Source organism: uncultured Oribacterium sp. (assembly GCF_902481605.1).
Lineage (GTDB): Bacteria > Bacillota > Clostridia > Lachnospirales > Lachnospiraceae > Oribacterium > Oribacterium sinus.
This window is the reverse complement of the sequence record NZ_CABSXI010000045.1, coordinates 1-16,773: the sequence shown is the minus strand read 5'-3', so window position 1 is coordinate 16,773 and position 16,773 is coordinate 1. Positions and strand designations below refer to the sequence as shown.

Genomic DNA, 16,773 nt, shown 5'->3' with positions numbered 1-16,773 from the left:
AGTAGTAGCAGTTTCCGTCAATCCACTGCCAACCGGTGAGCATTCTGCCCTTCCAACCATCAGAGTTCGGGAAAAGATAATATTTACTACCGTTCACATCTACCCAGCCTGTCTCCATATAGCCGGAATCTAAGAAATAGTACCAGTAGGACTTTCCGTTGTAGGCTTCATAGCCCCAGCTGTTCTTCGGATAGCTTCCATCCGCTCTTTTGTACCACCAGCCCTTTTCATCCTGTACCCACTGGCCTCCGGATAAAGAACGATCTACGCCAAGTACCTGTCCGGTCAGGCTACTGCTGACCTTAAAGCTTCCGGAACCACCACCGGAACTTCCCCCAGAGCCACCGGAACCGGAAGAGCTTCCCCCTGAACCACCGGAACTACTGGAGACAGCTTTAGAGGTAGAACCGGAGTTTCCAGTATTACCGGAAGTATTCTGCTTCTTTTCTGCTTTATCAGGCTCAAAAAAAGGAGAAAGCACTTCGGCTCCTGCTGTTAAACCTGCTTGCAGGTTTAAGGACACATTGCTGTATCGTTCATTATTGACATAAAATTCAGTGCCATTTCCATAGTTATCATCTGTTCCCTCAACAAGGAAGCGATACTTTCCAATTGCAAAATGAGGCTGTACAAGGTACATTACCTTATAACGTCCGGCAGGAAGAAGAGTCCCTTCCGCTGCTTTTCTCACGTTGCCTTTTTCACCGGCTGCATTCACATAGCTCTCTAAAAATAGCTTAAAGCGGTTCAATTCATTGGAGTATTCTCTGTATATATTCATCAGGAAGGGCTGTGCGGGAGTTCCCGGGTTCAATACGGTTGTGCCGTCTGTAAGCACGATTTTTTCCACATTCAGGGTGACACTGTTCATAGGATCTCCCACCTTTGCCTTATGAATATCAAAGCTGGAGTTTAAGTATACCTGACTGATAGTCTTCTCTTCCTTTACAGAAAAAGAATCGCTTTCTAGAGGATAGTACTTATATTTTGCATCTTCCCTATTGGAGATTTTTATTTCTAAATTATTGGATTCATTGCTTTGATCATCCGCAAAGCGATTACCGATACGTGCCTGAGTATATGTAAAGCCTACATCATTATCCGGGGTATCTTTTGGCAGAAGATAATAAGGACTGTTTTTCCCTACAGCCAGAGTATAGATATAGCGATATTCTCCCGGAGTAAAATAGTTCAACTGATAAGGAGCCCAGACTCCTCCTGCCTTCTTTTCCACGACTCTCTCCGGAAGAACCTTGAAATGCTCTTCGCTTACATCCTTGACAAGCCCCTGGCTTCTTAGGGCTAGCTCAGATACTTTTACCGGATTGTTTCTCACCACCTTCATATGATCCCTTCCGGCAAACTCTATACCGGTATAATCCAGAAATATCCAGTAAATCTTATCTTTACGAGTATAAGCGTCGGCATTTACATTTGCCATACGGAAGCTGGAGTAACCTAAAGACAAAGGCTTTACCATGCCGGTCTCTTCCACAGCAGATACATCTTCCCTAAGAGCTGATTCTTCCGCAAGTTCAGTTTCTTCGGCTGACTCTACTACTTCTGTAGAACCTGCTTTTTCTGGTTCCTCCGGAAAATCCGCCAAGCTTTCTTTGCTTCCTTCTTCCGAATCTGTATTTTTATATTTCACTGTAGCGACTACAGAATTTTCTGCCTGATTTTTACTTGTTTCCTTTTCCTCTGAAACAGTTATTTCCTGATTGTCTAAGGGATTGGCATAGAGGGGTACAGCAGTGCTTGTTGCACAAAATACCAAGCTCACTCCTAAAGCCAGCATGTTTTTTCTTCTCATCTCTATCGTCCTTTCTTATTTCTTGCCATTTCACGATATAAAATTATACTATATTTTAGATTTTTTTCTAATTATTTTTGCACATTGATATGATTTTTAAGAAACTTCCATCCCTAATCTATTATTCCTTTTCTATTTTCGTACAAAAAATAAGGTCTAAGGGCTTTTCCTTCAGGCATTGCATAAAAAATCCCCCTCTCCAAAGGAGAAGGGGTACTTTCATAAATCTTCTTATTCGTTTTTAAAGCTATTTTAGCCCTGCTTCTGCTCCGGAATAGCCTTTGCCAATGCAAAACGGTTGGACTGTACGATGGAACGGGAATCCTGTAAAGAGGACTTTAAGCCGGTCAGATGCTCCTCTGCGGTATCCAGGGAACGGGTAATAATGGTTTCCAGGCTTGCCAGCATCTCATCCGTATAACGAATGGCATTGCTGCGAATCTGGTCTGCATCCGCCACCGCATTGTTTACAATACCGTCTGCCTGCTTCTGAGCGTCCTGCAAAAGTGCATTTGCCTTCTCATAAGCCTTCTGCATGATTTCATTGTCGGAAACCATCTCCTCGGTCTGGGTTCTGGCGTCATTTAACATCATATCCGCCTGAGCCTTCGCATCAGCCAAGATAGCATCCTGCTGGGAAATAATCTTCTGATACTTCTTAATCTCCTCAGGAACCCGAAGGCGAAGCTCCACCAAAAGCTCCTCCATCTCTTCCTTATTTACTAAAATCTTCGTATTGGACAAAGGCTGATACTTACAACTATCAATGTATTCCTCAATTTCTCCAATCAACTGCTCAATTCTGCTCATATCCCCCTCCGTCTCTCTTGTTCATCAAATTTTTTCTTCATAGCCTCTTCCACATCTTTCGGAACAAAGGCTGATATATCACCATGAAAGGATGCAATCTCCTTTACAGTACTGGAACTTAAATACGAATATTTCAAGCTGGTGGCAAGGAAAATGGTATCCACTTCCTCCGCAATCACCTTATTGGTCTGGGCCAGCTGCAACTCAAACTCAAAGTCTGTTACCGCCCGAAGACCTCTCACAATCATATTGGCATGGACTTTTTTCGCATAATCCACCGTTAAGCCGGTGAAGCTATGCACCTCAACATTGTCCCATTCCTTCGTGTGCTCAGCAATCATTCTAACACGTTCTTCCATGGAAAACAACGGCGTCTTCTGCCGGTTTTGCAGTACACCCACGATTAATTTATCCACCATTTTCCGGCTTCGTTCAATCACATCCAAGTGCCCAAAGGTCACGGGATCAAAGGAGCCGGGATACAATCCTATCTTCATACAGCCTCCTGTAAACGAAGAAAGATATGCTTATTGGTCTTGTACAGCTTCTCTCGAAGAATTCGATATCCTTCCTCTTCCATGTCGGAAAAATCCTCTTCCAACGCCGCCTCTACAACAAAAACCGTATCCTTCCCCACCATAGAGGACTTTGCCAGTCTCCGAAGGGCTTCCTTTGCCAAATCCTCGCCGTAGGGAGGATCCAAAAAGACGATACCGAAGTGATAGTCCTTTCCCTCTAAACTTCTTAAAGCACTGTGGAAATCTCCTCCATACACCAGAGCCTGTTCCTGAAAATGACAACGGGCGATATTTTGCTCTATACAGGCCAAGGCCTTCTTTCCACTGTCACAAAAAACCGCTCTTTTCGCCCCTCTGGACAGGGCTTCAATCCCCAGCGCACCGCTTCCCGCAAAAAGATCCAGAATATCCTGGTCCACTAAGTCAAATTGTAAAATATTAAATAAGGTCTCCTTGATTCGATCCGTAGTGGGGCGTGTATCCTTCCCCTCCGGCACCGAAAGCAAAAGCCTTCTGGCTGAACCTGCAATAACTCTCATACCACTCTCCTTTTCCCTCATATTAAAGCGAAAATGCCGGTCGTTGTAAAGGGATAAAGATTAATTTTTTTCTACAACTTCCTATTTTTATAGAAAGCTTTTCCATGCGAGTATACGCCAAGGATTTTCGCCAAATTTTGTATCCCCGGTATTCTCCACCTAGCTGTTCTTTAGAACTATCCTCTATCCGAATATTTTACTTTAAGCGTTTTCTGTAAGCAGGCTTTGGAAAATGTCTTTCATTCCCTGATGCTCCGGTTTTTCCAAGAGAGCATCCTCCTCCAATATGGTTTTTGCCGCTTCTCTTGCCTTGAAAAACAACTCCTCATCCCGTAGAGGATCCGCAAATCGAAATTGCAGGGGGCCGGACTGCCTTTCTCCAAAGAACAAATCCCCCGGTCCTCTCAAGGCCAGATCTTCCTTGGCAATGGCAAAGCCGTCATTACTATCCCGAATAATGGACAGTCTTTTTTGGGACTTCTCATCTTCCTTATGATCCATAAAGATACAATAGCTTTGCAATTCCGACCTTCCCACCCTGCCTCGTAGCTGGTGGAGCTGAGCCAAACCGAAACGCTCCGCATTTTCAATCAGCATAACCGTGGCATTGGCCACATCCACCCCCACCTCCACAACGGTGGTGGACAGAAGAATCCTTGTCTTTCCGGAAGAGAAGTCCTGCATCACCTGCTCCTTCTCCCCTGCCTTCATTTTCCCATGCAAAACCGCAAAAGAATAATCCTTGCCAAAATACTGCTTTAGATTTTTCTGATAGGCGGTAACACTTTCCACGGAAAGATTTTCATTTTCCTCCACCAAGGGACAGATGATATAAGCCTGCCGTCCCTTGTCCAGCTCCTTCTTGATAAAGGAAAAGGCCTTCTCCCGATCCGCAGGGGAGAGCAGGGCATTCTTAATGGGCAGACGATTTGCCGGTTTTTCCGAAAGCAGAAGGTAGGGCACCGCGCCATAGAGCAGCTTTACCAAAGAACGGGGAATGGGGGTTGCAGAAAGGTAGATGCAGTGGGGATTTTGCCCCTTTTTTTCCAAACGGTTTCTTTCCTGAATCCCGAAGCGGTGCTGTTCGTCAATCACCAGCATTTTCAGATTGGAAAAAGCCAAGCCCTCCTGAATCAAGGCCTGGGTACCGATTACCCCCAGAATACTGCCCTCTTTTAGCCCCTGATAAATTCTGTCCTTTTCCTTCTTACTGCTACTACCAATCAACAAGGCTATAGGAATCTCCCATTGATTTTTCAAAAGCAGTTCCTGCAGTTTTTGAAAATGCTGTTGAGCCAAAATTTCCGTAGGCACCATTATGGCGGTCTGAAAGCCCTTGCTAGCCATAAGATATAAGGCATAAAAGGCCAAGATGGTTTTTCCGGAGCCCACATCTCCCTGAACAAAGCGAAGCAGTCTCTCTCCTTGGGAAAATACCCTATCCATCTCCTCCAAAGCCTCTTTTTGGGCATTTGTCAGGCTGAAGGGTAGCCCCTGCTGAAATTCTGCACTTTTTCCCGGAATCCCCTCCTCCTGGCCGGAAAGCGAAAGAAAGTCCCTCTCCTCCTTTTCCAGAAAGAGACTATAATAAAACAATTCCTCAAAGGCCAGGCGCTTTAAGCCCTCCTGCCTCTCCTCTTCCCTCTTCGGCAAATGCAGGTATTCCATGGCCTGTCTTTTATTACATAGCCCTTCTCTTTCCAAAAAATCCTGGGGAAAGCTCTCCGGAATTTTGGGCTCTTCCTTAAAAATCTCCTGAATACACTTTCTTCTTAGGGCATTTCCAAGCCCCTTTCGAAGGGAATAGATAGGCTCTAAGCTCTTTCTCTTTTCCTCGTATTCCTCCAAAGAAAAAATCTTAGGCTGCTGCAGGATAAAATGCCCACGAAAGCTTTTGACCTGCCCGAAAAATACCAGCTTTCTTCCCTTTTTTAAAGTTTTTAAAAGATAAGTTGCATGAAAGTATTGAATCAGTAGCTTTCCACTCTCATCCCCGGCGGAGCATTGCAGCATGGAAAGCTTGGTATTTCGTAAAACCCTTGCATCCTCTAAAAGCACAAGAGAAAAAGCCATCCACTCCTTCTCCCTGGCTTCCAATATAGAACTAAGCTTAGGATATTGCAGATAGGAAATAGGAAAATCCTCTAAAAGATCTTCCTTGGTGTAAATATTCATCTTATGAAAAAGAGCGGCGGTTTTCTCTCCCACCCCCTTAATCCTTTCCACAGCATCCTGAAGCATAGATCTCCTTTTAAACTCACAAAAAAACAAGCTTATCAATTCCTCCGGGTAGCTTTTAGCTTTCTGCGTTATAGCTTTGAAACGGTGGGCAATCTGAGCCCGCCAGTACTTGCTGAAAGCGAGCGAAGCGACGCTTGAAGCTTAGTACTGCTGCGTGGCGAGGTTAGCGAAAGCGTGCCCCCGGTGCAAAGCTATAACGCAGAAAGCTTGGTGCCCTGAATTAATAAGCTTGTTTAAATAGCGAAAACATTTCTGTAAAAACGACTCTTACTCTAGGGAAAGAAGATAATAGTACACTGCCTGTCCGCCGGCGTGAACCTCCACCTCCAGATTCGGCATATACTCCAAAATCTCCTTCTCCAAGGCCTTGGCCTCTTCTTCCGTTACTCCCTCTCCATAATAAAGACTCAGGATTTCTCCCTCTCCCATCTTCTCCAAGCCTTCCTTCATTGCTAAAGAAATGCTTTTTTCAGCGGAAAGTAATCCCTGATCTCCCAAGAACAGGATGTCTCCCTTATGGATTTCTCTTCCGTCAATGCTGGTATCCCGAACCGCATAGGTAATTTCTCCGGAAGAAACCATGGACAGGCTGTCTTCCATGCCCTCCTGGTTCTCCTCCACCGTTCCCTCCGGCTGGAAGGAAATCATTGCGGAAATCCCCTGAGGAATGGTCTTACTGGGCACTACAGATACAGAACGATCCTCCAGGATATCCTTTACCTGCTGAGCAGCCAGTAAAATGTTCTTGTTATTGGGTAAAATAAAGACATGCTTGGCATGAATCTTCTCTACCGCTGCACACAAATCCTCGGTGGAGGGGTTCATACTCTGTCCCCCGGAAACCACCTGATCCACCCCAAGATCTAAGAAAATATCTCTCAGTCCGTCACCGGAACATACTGCCACAAAGCCGAAGTCCTTTTCTTCTGCCGATTCAGACTCCTTGGAAACTCCTGCTTCCTTAGGCTCTTCCTCCAGCTTTTCCATGGCGGCAATACGGGAAGCATCCTCAATCAACACCTCATGGTGCTCAAGGCGCATATTGTCTACCTTCATTTTGGAAAGGAAGCCCAAAGTCAGGCCCTTCTCAAAGGCATCTCCCGGATGATTGGTGTGTACATGAACCTTTATCAAATCCTCATCGGAGAAACAAACGATGGAATCACCGATACCGGAAAGGTAGTCTCTAAGCTTTTCCACCTCTTCATCAGAGAAGGGGTGGTCACCATTGACCATAAATTCCGTACAATAACCGAAGCGAATATCCGCAGTGGAAATCTCTCCTCGGCTCTTTCTCTCTCCTGTTAATGCGGAAACGCCGGAATCTTCCTTAAATTCCAAATCCAGTTCAATCTTCTCGCCCTGTAAGGAACGTAAAGCCCCTTCCAGTACACACATTAAACCGGCTCCGCCGGAATCCACCACTCCTGCCTCTTTCAAGACAGGAAGCATCTCCGGAGTTTTCTTTAAAACCTCATCTCCATGGGCTACCACCTTCTCCAAAAGAGGCAAAATCTCCTCTTCTGTTAAAGACAGCTCCATAATCTTATCCGCCATCCCCTTGGCAACGGTTAAAATGGTTCCTTCCTTTGGCTTCATTACCGCCTTATAAGCTGTTTCCACAGCTCTTTGGAAGGCCTTCGCTAAAACAATGCTGTCAACTTCCTTGACTTCCAATAATTCCTTCGTAAATCCACGAATCAACTGAGACAGGATAACGCCGGAGTTTCCTCTGGCTCCACGAAGAGATCCGCTGGACATCGCCTTACAAATCTCCTTTAAGCTTCCTCCCTCAATCTTTGCCACTTCCTTTGCTGCGGAAAGGATTGTCATGGTCATATTGGTTCCTGTATCTCCGTCCGGAACCGGGAAGACATTTAACTCATTAATCAAATCCTTCTTTGCATTCAGCTGATTTGCCCCGGCTAAGAAAGCCTTCTGCAAATCCCTTGCACTTAGTACTTTACCCACAGGTAAATTCCTCCTATTTCTTTGAAACTTAATCGATTACCCGAACCCCTTCTACATATACATTGATTCGTTTAACTTTCATTCCTGTAAACTGTGAAATTCTGTATCTTACACTTTCCATCAGGTTCTCAGCCACAGCCTGAATGCTCACGCCATAAGCCACAATCACATGGAAGTCCAGACTAATTTCATTTCCCTGGATATCCACGGAAATACCCTTGTGATAGCTTTCCTGCTTCAAAAGCTTTGCCAGTCCCTTTCCGGAAATGGGAACCGCCGCCATTCCAACAATACCAAAGCAAGAAACTGCTGCATTTCCTGCGTAGCTTGCAACGACTTCTTCGGAGATTTGTACCTCACCGTAATGAGAGGAGATTTTTCCTTTCATTGTCTTTCCTCCAATCCCTATCTTCTGTCCATTCTTAGTCATTATAATTTTTCCCTTAAGCAAATGCTCCTATGCCCTAAGAACAAGCTTGCTGTAATGAGAATTTTGTATAGTATACTCCATTTTCCTTATTCTGAAAAGGAAATCTATTGTATCAAAGGATTAATGATTACTCTCTTTTTATTTCTTTATCAACTGACAAAATCTTTACTCTGTTATCATTGTTCAGGATGAATGATATGTCTCTTTTCTTTTTGATCTGCTGACAGAATCTTCCCTTTTCCCCTTTTTAAAAATTCCTTTGCTTCTCTAAAAGATAGGAGGACAGTGCAAAAAATCCGGCAGATAAGGCTACAATCATCCCATAAAAAATCGGATCTTTGTACTCCCAGGATATTGTAGAGGCAAGCTCCGGCAAAGCGCTGAACAGATATAAAAAGAGGCAAAAGAAGGCAATAATGCTGACTACCAAGGCCAATGCCTTTCCTTTAAACATACTGGCCTGTACCGTAACACATAAAATTGCCATGGTGGAAAGAAAAACCCAAAAAGCCGCTGCAGTGGCAAGGAAACGAATCACATAAAGACTTAACTCTCCAAAACCCTTTCCGCTCAAAACTAGATTCCAAAACATTTCAAAAAAATCCTTATAGGTATCCATATCAATGCCAAAGTAAGCTACATTAAAACTAAAAATCAGCACAATTACTACTCCTGCCAAAAAAGTACTGACCAAGCTTTCAACAATCTTTGCCAATAGGAAATAAGCACTGTGTTTTGGCAGCATAAAAAGCATATAGCCCTGGGTGGTATTTAAATCCTTACTTAGACTGGCCATGCTGGATAAACCAAGAATGAAAATCACCAGAAAACTGAAGAAAATCAGCAAGCCTGCGCCAAGACCGGCCACAACGAAATTATCCGTTGCCGTCCCCAGCATCACAAAGGCCTGGGAAATAAAAAGGGCAAAGCCGCAAAGAATCTTCATAAAGGCAGTTTTTTTCATTTCATATTGTATTAATGTCAGCATCTAGCCCTCCTTCTTTTTTCCCAAAAGACTTCTGTAACGTTCTGTAAGATTCTGCCCCTTATTTTCCTGCATCCTCTCAAGCTGTTCTACGGAAAGAATCCTTCCCTGATGGAAGAAAATGGCAAATTGAATATAGTCCTCCACCTCTTCCACCAAGTGGCTGGAAAGAAGGATGGTGCTGTTCTCTCGCTTCTTTTCTAAAATCATCTTTTCGATTTCTTCTCTGGCCAGAAGATCTACTCCGTTAAAGGGCTCATCCAAAAGCACCAGCTTCGCATTTCGGGCAAGGGTTGCCGCAATTCTTGCCTTCTTATCCATACCGGTAGATAAGGCCTTAAAGGGAAGCTTTAAAGAAATATCCATCTCCTCCAACATTCTCTTGTACTCTTCCTCCTGAAAATCCGGAAAAAAGCTTTTATGATATTTTCCGTAATCTCCCACGGTCATAAAGGGATAGGCCTGACTTTCTGTAGGCAGGTAGGCAATGTCTTTTCTACTTTGAATGCTTAAGGGCTTTCCTTCAAACAAAACTTCTCCACTGCTTTGCTTGGTTAAATCCCCAAGAATCTTCATAAAGGTGGTTTTTCCAGAGCCGTTTGGCCCCAAAAGAGCATAAATATTTCCCGGATAAATATGTAAGGTGGCATCCCTAAGAGCAACCTTGGATCCGTATTTTTTTGTTAAATTTTTGCATTGAACCATAGCTTTCTCCTTTAAAGTATTTCGATTCTCTTTCTTTTTACCCTATAAGTAGTAGGGAATCTTAGGGATAAAACATAATTCTTTCTTAAGTATTTAAAAAATATTGCGTTTTGAGAGATTAAGAGAAGCTATGGAAAGCGAGTGCTTCATAATCTTTCCAATCTTCCATGCAAGAAAATTTCACTTTTGAATTTTGGGCATAAAAAAAGATATTGCTTTCACAATATCTTTTCTAAAATCTTATTCAGCTACGCCGGATACGGCACGTTCTACTTTTCCGGAACGTAGGCAGGAAGTACATACGTACATCTTCTTTGTACCGCCATCTACCTTAACTCTAACCGATTTCACATTTGCTTTCCACATCTTATTAGATCTTCTATGTGAATGGCTTACCTGATTGCCGAAATGCACTGCCTTCTCACAAATAGCACACTTAGCCATGATTGCACCTCCCTCTTTTAAAAGTTCCACCGCAAAACAGCGACTAAAATATAATAGCAAAAAGAATAGTTTCTTGCAAGGGCTTTCTTAGTTTTTTCCAAAAACTAATGGAAGCTGTCTATCATTTCCCCTTTTACTCTGTCAAATCAATATCCACCAGGTCGATTTCTTCGATATCTTCATCCTCCGGCAGTTCAATTACTGTAGTAGAGCTCTCCTTGGATATCTTCTCCTTGGCCTTTGTGTCATTGTTCCGCTTTAAGCTTTCCAGATTCTCTTCCGCCAAATCTTCTGCAGACTTTGTTACCCGACTTCCTCCTGTAATCTTGTCAATGGCTTCGGGAATCATATCAATAATTTTGGAAAAAGCATCTTCATTCTTCACACGAATGAGCTTTGTTCTTCCCTCCTGGATAATCAGCATGGCAGCAGGAGTGATTTTGGAACTCATGGCTCCTGCTCCTCCATCCCCCTTTTTCTGATTCTCCTTCATAAAGGCTCCACTGGCCATTCCGCAGCTTACTTCCATCAGAGGAATCAGGGTGGTGTTTCCCACAACGATGGGCTCTCCCACCACGGTTTTCGACTGGACAAAACCATCCAAGCCTTGAAACAGGGCGTTCAGTAATTCTTGTGTATTATGATTTGCCATCATTTCCTCCCTTAAAAAGCAATTCTCGGAACTTCCTGTTCCGAAGAAGACGAACAGCCACGATAACGATATGGATCAAACGAAACTTTCCCTTTGCCTTAAGCTCTCCGTAGTAATAGGAGTCATCAAATTCCGGATAAACATGCAGGGAATCTCCGAGGAATGGGGATAAAAGTGCTATTCCCTGCAAAACCTGTCCCAAAGTGTAGGGATCCTCCATGGAAAGATAAAGCTCTCCTTTCCAATTTCTGATTCTGGCATGATGAAGAAGATAGATAATCTGACGAAAAACAAGGACAAGCATTTCCTTTGTTTCTTCCTGGGTAAGCATCCGGATTTTCTTTTTTATTTCCTTCCCCTTCCGCATGGCATTCTTAGGGATGGAAAGAATTTTTTCCATAGCCTTCATCAACTTTCTTCCTCTTTAAGCCCTGCCTGCTGCTCCGAATCTTCTCCATTTTTAGAAGCTTCTTCCTGCTTTTCAGAATTCTCTTCCTTACCGCCTTCAAAGAGGGTAAGCCATAAAAACTTCCCTTTATATTCTAAATTTCCCTCTTGAAAGCTTCCGGAAATCTTTAAACCGGGATAGCTGAGCTTTCCCCTTCCCCTTGGTAATTTCTCTTCTCTCTCCTTTTCCCCGAAAATTTCATAACGAAAGGGAACAAACAAGAGTAGAAGAAGCAAGATAAGAAGCAGCAAAAAAAGGATAAGAATAATCAGCAATATCCATTTGAGAATCCCTAAGACAAGGAGCATTTCCTTTCTTCCTCCAATGCTTGCCGGGTCATCCCGGACACCAGCAACAGGGCATCTTTATAGCCATAAGCCACCCCAAGGATTTCTTCCTCTTTCCTGGGAAATGTGGGTAAAGACCAATGGGGAGCCCCATAAAATTCATATAGGTTATTTCCCAAGCCGGAGTAGATTAAATAGCACATGGGAACCGTATGTCCCTCTCTTAAATTCTCCATCAAATAGGGAATGTAGTTCTTGGCTCTTTCGCCAAACTGTAAAGATTTTGAAAAACGCATATTAAGTCATTTTTTCCAAAAGATAGTTTCTTACCATCACCAATGCGGTGTTACAGCATTGTTCTCGGATTTCTTTTCGATTTCCCGTAAAATGATACTCCTCTACCTTTGTCTTTCCTCCGGCGCAAACCGCAATGTAAACCAGACCGATTTCTTTATCCTCCAAGGCAGTAGGACCTGCATTGCCGGTTACGGCAACCGCCAAATCCGCCTCGGATTCCATCATGGCTCCTATAGCCATTTCCTTTGCCACAGAGGAGGAAACTGCTCCTTCCTTTCGTAATAACTCCTTCTTAACGGAAAGCAACTTCCTTTTTGCTTTGTTGGAATAACTGACATAGCCCACCTTAAAACACTCGGAAGCTCCCTCCACGGAAGTAATAGCGGCGGAAATCATGCCGCCTGTTATACTTTCGGCGGTGGTGATGGTTTTCTTTAAACCTTTCAGCAAAGAAACCACCTGTTCTTCAATGGGCGCATCACTATTATACACTAAAACCTTCTTTTCTTTTTTATCTCCCATTAAAAGCCTCCCTCTGAAATCACCCTGTGATTTTTATATACATAGTCCACCAAAGAAAGAATGGTGAGCACTAAAGATAAAACAATAAAAATCTGATTTACAAAAGCCAAAGCAGGAATCTGTAAAAGAAGCAAAATAATCATAATCATTTGACTGGCTGTTTTCGCTTTTCCAAAGATGGATGCGGCAATAACGATATTATGATCTGCCGCAACCAATCGAAAACCGGAAATCACAAACTCTCTTCCAATTAAAATGACCACATACCAAGCCGGCAACTCTCCCAGGGGAATCAAGCAAATTAAGGCAGAGCACACCAGAAGCTTATCTGCCAAAGGATCCATGAATTTTCCGAAATTGGTCACCAAATGATTCTTTCTGGCCAGATAGCCATCTAAAAAATCCGTAAAGGAGGCAAAGCAGAAAATTCCCAAACCGACATAGCGGTAAAGAAGATTATTTCCACCCTCTAAAAGGATAAAAAACACAAAGAAAGGAACCAGAATTCCTCGTAACAGCGTTAATTTATTCGGCAGATTCACACCATTCTCCTATCAAATCATAGCCTTCCGTATCTACTACCTTCGCATATAGGAAGCTTCCCACTTCCTTTTTCTCTCCGAAAACATAGAGATAGCTGTCCACATCCGGAGCATCCATATAGGAACGGCAAAGCACTCGCTGTTCCTCCTCATCATAGCCGCAAACCAAAACTTTCAGCTTTCTTCCAATCTGCTCCTCCGCCTTGCGAAAGGCAATGTTCTGCTGCAGCTCCATAATCTGAGAAAGTCTTTGATTTTTCAGCTTTTCCGGAATCTGATCCTCCATCTCCGCAGCCTTGGTTCCCTCTTCCTGAGAATAGGGGAAGGCTCCCAGACGATCAAAACGCATTTCCGAAATAAAGTCCAAAACCTCTTGGAAATCCTCTTCCGTCTCCCCCGGGAAGCCGGTAATAATCGTGGTACGTAAGGCAATATCCGGCATTTCCTTTCTTAAAAGAGCAATCTTTTCCTTCAGTTCTTCCTTTCTGGTTCTCCGGTTCATCCTCTTTAAAATCCTGTCGGAGGCATGCTGAATAGGAAGATCCAGATAGTGACATACCTTCGGATTTCTCTTCATTTCCCGGATCAGCTCCGGTTCTATTTCCTCCGGATAGCAGTACAAAATCCGAATCCACTGAAGATTCGGAATCTCGGAAAGCTCAGCCAAAAGCTCAGCCAAAGCTTTCTTCTTATAAAGATCCGTACCGTAAAGAGTGGTTTCCTGGGCAACCAAAATCAGCTCCCCGGCCCCTTCCGAAACCAAAGCTCTTGCTTCTTCCAAAACCAGCTCTTTGGGAATGGAACGATAATGGCCGCGAAGCCTCGGAATAATGCAGTAGCTGCAATATTTATCGCAGCCCTCCGCAATCTTTAAGTAGCGACTGTACTTCTCTCCGCTTTCTACCCTGGCCATCTGATGGTCCAGTCTCTTCACATAATCCTTTACGGAAGTAATTTCATCAATCTCCGGAAGCTCTTTCCGAATCTCATCCTTGTAGCGCTCTACAAGACAACCTGCCACAATAAGCTTCTCCAGCTTTCCCGTTTCCTTGTATTGCGCCAAATCCAGAATACACTGAATACTTTCTTCCTTGGCGGGACCGATAAAGGAGCAGGTATTCACAATGGCAATCTCCGCCTCACTTGGCTCGTCGGTAACGGAGGAACCGGGATATTTCTCTAACAGCTCAAAAAGCAGCTTTTCCGCGTCTACTCTATTTTTATCACAGCCTAAGCTCTCCAGATAAAGCTTCATTAGGCCTCACTATCAGACTGATAATCGTCTTCTCCGAAGTCTTCCTCTTCCTCATCCATTTCGGAATAGTCTTCCTCTTCGTCCTTTTCTTCCGGATCTTCCTCTACATCCTCATCCTCGTCTAAATCTTCATCAATGGCATAACGAGAGTACTCTTCTTTCTCCGGAATAATAATAGGCTCATCCTCATAATCCAAGCCCTTTTCCACGTTGACAAGGTTACGGGAAATCTCTTCAATCGCCATGGAAAGAGGCTTCTTTCCCTCTTCTCCTTTAATCAAAGGTTCCTCTCCGTCAATCAGCTGTCTGGCTCTCTTAGCACTGGCAATTACTACGGAATAGCGAGACTGTACTTCCAATTCCCCCTCTTCTCTATTGCGGTTCATAGATTCTATTAAATCATTATACGTTGGACGTAGCATCTTCTATCCTCCTTAAGTCCTTTCTGATTTCTTCAATCAGATCCAAATGTCCCTCTGCCCGATCATGAGAGGCACGGATTAAATTATGCAGTTTTTCCGTGCATGTGTCAATATCTGCATTCACAAGAATATAGTCATAGGCCTCCACGCCTTCCGCCTCTACAATAGCACGACTTAAGCGTTTATTAACTGTTGCCTCATCCTCGGTGTTTCTGCCGATCAATCTGGCTCTAAGCTCCTCTGCGGAAGGCGGTGCCATAAAAATCAAAAGGCTGTCGGGGAACTTTTTCTTAATCTTCAAGGCACCCTGAATCTCTATCTCCAGAATGACATCCTTTCCTTCGTTGAGGCAATCTTCCACGAACTTTCTTGGGGTTCCATAATAATTGTCCACATATTTGGCGTACTCCACCAGCTCATCCCGGTCAATCATCTCTTCAAAGCGATCCTTGCTGACGAAGAAGTAGGATTTTCCCTCTTCCTCTCCCGGTCTTGGCGCTCTTGTTGTTGCGGAAATGGACAGGGCATAGTTATCATACTTTTGGGTCAGATTCTTCATAATCGTTCCCTTCCCTGCTCCGGAGAACCCGGAAACCACCACCAAAATTCCCTTTTCTTTATGCTTTTCCATTCTTATTTCCTGCTTCCCTTATTCTATATTCTGTACCTGCTCTCGAATCTTCTCGATATGATTTTTCAATTTTAAAGCCTTCTCGGATACAGATAAATCATTAGCCTTGGATAATATGGTATTGCTTTCCCGATTCATTTCCTGCAAAAGAAAATCCAAATCTCTTCCTATAGGAATCTCTTCCTCTAAAAGCTTCGCCATTCTTTGGATATGGCTTTGCAACCTTGTGATTTCCTCATCCGTACTCACCTTATCGGCGAAAATCGCCACTTCCTGCAGAATTCTGCCTTCCTCCACCTCTCTTCCGGAGAGCATCTCCTCCATCTTTTTCCGAAGACGCTCAGCATAAGCCTTTTGAATATCTCCTTCTTTTCCCTTAATGAAGTCGATGCCTGCCTGCATTTCCGAAAGCTTTACAAGAATATCCCTTTTTAAATTGCTTCCTTCCTTCTCTCTGGCCTTTTGAAATTCTGTCATGGCCAGCTCCATAGCCAAGAAAAGAGCTTCCTCCCGGTCTTCTTCCTCCCCTTCCACAATCTGAGCCACTTCCGGGAAGAACACCAGCTCCTTGGCATCCAGTTTATAAGGAAGAGAATATTTTTCGGCTACTTTTTTAATGCTTTCCACATAGGCATCCAGCAAATCCTCCCGAAGCAAAAGCTTCTTCTTTTTTTCCGTGCTGTCCTCCAGGGAAACAAAGATTTCCACCTTTCCCCTGGAAATTCTTTCCTTCACCCATTCTCTACACTTCATTTCCAGATGCTGCATAGTCCGGGGCAGGCGCATGGACAGGTCTAAAAAACGGGAATTAACCGACTTGATTTCCACTGTGATGCCGGAGCAATCCTTCTCTCCCACACAGCGGCCGAATCCTGTCATACTTTTGATACTCATAAAGCCCCCTCTCTTGCATTTTTCATGCCTTTACTTTATCCTCTTTTTAGCTTTTCCTCTACATATCTTTCGGGAAAGCTTATCAGCCGGAAAGGATAAAGAATTTTTCCTTTGGCAATTTATAAAAACTACAAACTACCAAGCTTACAGGCTGGTATTCCAGTATGATAACAAGGTAGATTTACTATTTCAAGTGGAAAAGGACGGTTTTCATGGCATTTGACGGATTGTATCTTGCAGCGTGCATTGCGGAATTTCAGGAGCGTATTTTAGGCGGAAAGATTTCCAAAATTATCCAAAGTGAAAAGGATGAGTTACAGCTTTTTATTAAGAAGGAAAAGAACACGGAGATTCTCCACCTCTCTGC

At 43.7% G+C, this 16,773-nt stretch carries 21 protein-coding genes; 1 reads left to right on the top strand and 20 read right to left on the bottom strand.

Annotated elements, in window-relative coordinates:
• The 20 genes from RDQ32_RS08100 to RDQ32_RS08005 form a co-directional block, all read right to left on the bottom strand.
• Positions 1–1,813, bottom strand: a 1,813-nt coding sequence (locus RDQ32_RS08100; protein ID WP_308579919.1) for a hypothetical protein, incomplete at its 3' end; no start/stop codon positions are given.
• Positions 1,814–2,065: 252 nt separating this feature from the next.
• Positions 2,066–2,623 carry an HrpE/YscL family type III secretion apparatus protein gene (locus RDQ32_RS08095; RefSeq protein WP_304072099.1) on the bottom strand — a complete coding sequence of 186 codons (558 nt, stop codon included), beginning with the start codon at positions 2,621–2,623 and terminating at the stop codon, positions 2,066–2,068.
• The gene (coaD, locus tag RDQ32_RS08090; protein WP_308579917.1) at positions 2,620–3,120 is read right to left on the bottom strand and encodes a pantetheine-phosphate adenylyltransferase; all 501 of its coding nucleotides are present in this window, start codon (positions 3,118–3,120) and stop codon (positions 2,620–2,622) included. Before coaD ends, RDQ32_RS08095 begins: the two co-directional genes overlap by 4 nt.
• Positions 3,117–3,680 (bottom strand): 16S rRNA (guanine(966)-N(2))-methyltransferase RsmD, encoded by a 564-nt coding sequence (gene rsmD, locus RDQ32_RS08085; RefSeq protein WP_308579915.1) that lies wholly within the window; start codon positions 3,678–3,680, stop codon positions 3,117–3,119. Before rsmD ends, coaD begins: the two co-directional genes overlap by 4 nt.
• Positions 3,681–3,881: 201 nt before the next feature.
• The gene (gene recG, locus RDQ32_RS08080; protein WP_308579913.1) at positions 3,882–5,951 is read right to left on the bottom strand and encodes an ATP-dependent DNA helicase RecG; all 2,070 of its coding nucleotides are present in this window, start codon (positions 5,949–5,951) and stop codon (positions 3,882–3,884) included.
• Between the two features lie 237 nt (positions 5,952–6,188).
• Positions 6,189–7,892, bottom strand: a complete 1,704-nt coding sequence (locus RDQ32_RS08075; RefSeq protein WP_308579911.1) for a DAK2 domain-containing protein — start codon at positions 7,890–7,892, stop codon at positions 6,189–6,191.
• 28 nt (positions 7,893–7,920) lie between these two features.
• Positions 7,921–8,280: an Asp23/Gls24 family envelope stress response protein gene (locus RDQ32_RS08070; RefSeq protein ID WP_304071313.1), complete on the bottom strand. Its 360-nt coding sequence runs from the start codon at positions 8,278–8,280 to the stop codon at positions 7,921–7,923.
• Positions 8,281–8,569: 289 nt separating this feature from the next.
• Positions 8,570–9,310: a hypothetical protein gene (locus RDQ32_RS08065; RefSeq protein ID WP_304071315.1), complete on the bottom strand. Its 741-nt coding sequence runs from the start codon at positions 9,308–9,310 to the stop codon at positions 8,570–8,572.
• Positions 9,311–10,012: an ABC transporter ATP-binding protein gene (locus RDQ32_RS08060; RefSeq protein ID WP_308579909.1), complete on the bottom strand. Its 702-nt coding sequence runs from the start codon at positions 10,010–10,012 to the stop codon at positions 9,311–9,313.
• A gap of 240 nt (positions 10,013–10,252) precedes the next feature.
• Positions 10,253–10,456, bottom strand: coding sequence for a 50S ribosomal protein L28 (rpmB, locus tag RDQ32_RS08055; RefSeq protein WP_040648381.1), 204 nt, complete (start codon positions 10,454–10,456; stop codon positions 10,253–10,255).
• 133 nt (positions 10,457–10,589) lie between these two features.
• Entirely contained in the window at positions 10,590–11,108 is a 519-nt protein-coding gene (locus tag RDQ32_RS08050; protein WP_308579907.1) for a GerW family sporulation protein, read from the bottom strand.
• Positions 11,095–11,517 (bottom strand): hypothetical protein, encoded by a 423-nt coding sequence (locus RDQ32_RS08045; RefSeq protein WP_308579905.1) that lies wholly within the window; start codon positions 11,515–11,517, stop codon positions 11,095–11,097. Before RDQ32_RS08045 ends, RDQ32_RS08050 begins: the two co-directional genes overlap by 14 nt.
• The gene (locus RDQ32_RS08040; RefSeq protein WP_308579904.1) at positions 11,517–11,864 is read right to left on the bottom strand and encodes a hypothetical protein; all 348 of its coding nucleotides are present in this window, start codon (positions 11,862–11,864) and stop codon (positions 11,517–11,519) included. The genes RDQ32_RS08045 and RDQ32_RS08040 overlap by 1 nt, the downstream gene beginning before the upstream one ends.
• A complete protein-coding gene (locus RDQ32_RS08035) occupies positions 11,849–12,139 on the bottom strand; it encodes a hypothetical protein (protein ID WP_304071331.1) in 291 nt (96 codons plus the stop codon). The genes RDQ32_RS08040 and RDQ32_RS08035 overlap by 16 nt, the downstream gene beginning before the upstream one ends.
• A gap of 1 nt (position 12,140) precedes the next feature.
• Positions 12,141–12,662, bottom strand: coding sequence for a CinA family protein (locus RDQ32_RS08030; RefSeq protein ID WP_308579902.1), 522 nt, complete (start codon positions 12,660–12,662; stop codon positions 12,141–12,143).
• Positions 12,662–13,204, bottom strand: a complete 543-nt coding sequence (gene pgsA, locus RDQ32_RS08025) for a CDP-diacylglycerol--glycerol-3-phosphate 3-phosphatidyltransferase (RefSeq protein ID WP_308579901.1) — start codon at positions 13,202–13,204, stop codon at positions 12,662–12,664. The genes RDQ32_RS08030 and pgsA overlap by 1 nt, the downstream gene beginning before the upstream one ends.
• Positions 13,188–14,459, bottom strand: a complete 1,272-nt coding sequence (rimO, locus tag RDQ32_RS08020; RefSeq protein ID WP_308579900.1) for a 30S ribosomal protein S12 methylthiotransferase RimO — start codon at positions 14,457–14,459, stop codon at positions 13,188–13,190. The genes pgsA and rimO overlap by 17 nt, the downstream gene beginning before the upstream one ends.
• Positions 14,459–14,881, bottom strand: coding sequence for a DNA-directed RNA polymerase subunit omega (gene rpoZ / locus RDQ32_RS08015; protein WP_304071341.1), 423 nt, complete (start codon positions 14,879–14,881; stop codon positions 14,459–14,461). Before rpoZ ends, rimO begins: the two co-directional genes overlap by 1 nt.
• Positions 14,862–15,512 carry a guanylate kinase gene (gene gmk, locus RDQ32_RS08010; RefSeq protein ID WP_308579899.1) on the bottom strand — a complete coding sequence of 217 codons (651 nt, stop codon included), beginning with the start codon at positions 15,510–15,512 and terminating at the stop codon, positions 14,862–14,864. The genes rpoZ and gmk overlap by 20 nt, the downstream gene beginning before the upstream one ends.
• Positions 15,513–15,530: 18 nt before the next feature.
• Entirely contained in the window at positions 15,531–16,406 is an 876-nt protein-coding gene (locus tag RDQ32_RS08005; RefSeq protein ID WP_308579898.1) for a YicC/YloC family endoribonuclease, read from the bottom strand.
• Positions 16,407–16,618: 212 nt separating this feature from the next.
• On the opposite strand from RDQ32_RS08005, the gene RDQ32_RS11155 reads away from it, so the two are divergent.
• Positions 16,619–16,773, top strand: a 155-nt coding sequence (locus tag RDQ32_RS11155) for an NFACT family protein (RefSeq protein WP_308579921.1), incomplete at its 3' end; no start/stop codon positions are given.

Excerpts from the sequence above, each read along its gene's own strand:
- RDQ32_RS08095 (WP_304072099.1), bottom strand. The coding sequence starts at position 2,623 with ATGAGCAGAATTGAGCAGTTGATTGGAGAAATTGAGGAATACATTGAT.
- coaD (WP_308579917.1), bottom strand. The coding sequence starts at position 3,120 with ATGAAGATAGGATTGTATCCCGGCTCCTTTGATCCCGTGACCTTTGGG.
- rsmD (WP_308579915.1), bottom strand. The coding sequence starts at position 3,680 with ATGAGAGTTATTGCAGGTTCAGCCAGAAGGCTTTTGCTTTCGGTGCCG.
- RDQ32_RS08070 (WP_304071313.1), bottom strand. The coding sequence starts at position 8,280 with ATGAAAGGAAAAATCTCCTCTCATTACGGTGAGGTACAAATCTCCGAA.
- RDQ32_RS08065 (WP_304071315.1), bottom strand. The coding sequence starts at position 9,310 with ATGCTGACATTAATACAATATGAAATGAAAAAAACTGCCTTTATGAAG.
- RDQ32_RS08060 (WP_308579909.1), bottom strand. The coding sequence starts at position 10,012 with ATGGTTCAATGCAAAAATTTAACAAAAAAATACGGATCCAAGGTTGCT.
- rpmB (WP_040648381.1), bottom strand. The coding sequence starts at position 10,456 with ATGGCTAAGTGTGCTATTTGTGAGAAGGCAGTGCATTTCGGCAATCAG.
- RDQ32_RS08050 (WP_308579907.1), bottom strand. The coding sequence starts at position 11,108 with ATGGCAAATCATAATACACAAGAATTACTGAACGCCCTGTTTCAAGGC.
- RDQ32_RS08045 (WP_308579905.1), bottom strand. The coding sequence starts at position 11,517 with ATGAAGGCTATGGAAAAAATTCTTTCCATCCCTAAGAATGCCATGCGG.
- RDQ32_RS08040 (WP_308579904.1), bottom strand. The coding sequence starts at position 11,864 with ATGCTCCTTGTCTTAGGGATTCTCAAATGGATATTGCTGATTATTCTT.
- RDQ32_RS08035 (WP_304071331.1), bottom strand. The coding sequence starts at position 12,139 with ATGCGTTTTTCAAAATCTTTACAGTTTGGCGAAAGAGCCAAGAACTAC.
- RDQ32_RS08030 (WP_308579902.1), bottom strand. The coding sequence starts at position 12,662 with ATGGGAGATAAAAAAGAAAAGAAGGTTTTAGTGTATAATAGTGATGCG.
- rimO (WP_308579900.1), bottom strand. The coding sequence starts at position 14,459 with ATGAAGCTTTATCTGGAGAGCTTAGGCTGTGATAAAAATAGAGTAGAC.
- rpoZ (WP_304071341.1), bottom strand. The coding sequence starts at position 14,881 with ATGCTACGTCCAACGTATAATGATTTAATAGAATCTATGAACCGCAAT.
- gmk (WP_308579899.1), bottom strand. The coding sequence starts at position 15,512 with ATGGAAAAGCATAAAGAAAAGGGAATTTTGGTGGTGGTTTCCGGGTTC.
- RDQ32_RS08005 (WP_308579898.1), bottom strand. The coding sequence starts at position 16,406 with ATGAGTATCAAAAGTATGACAGGATTCGGCCGCTGTGTGGGAGAGAAG.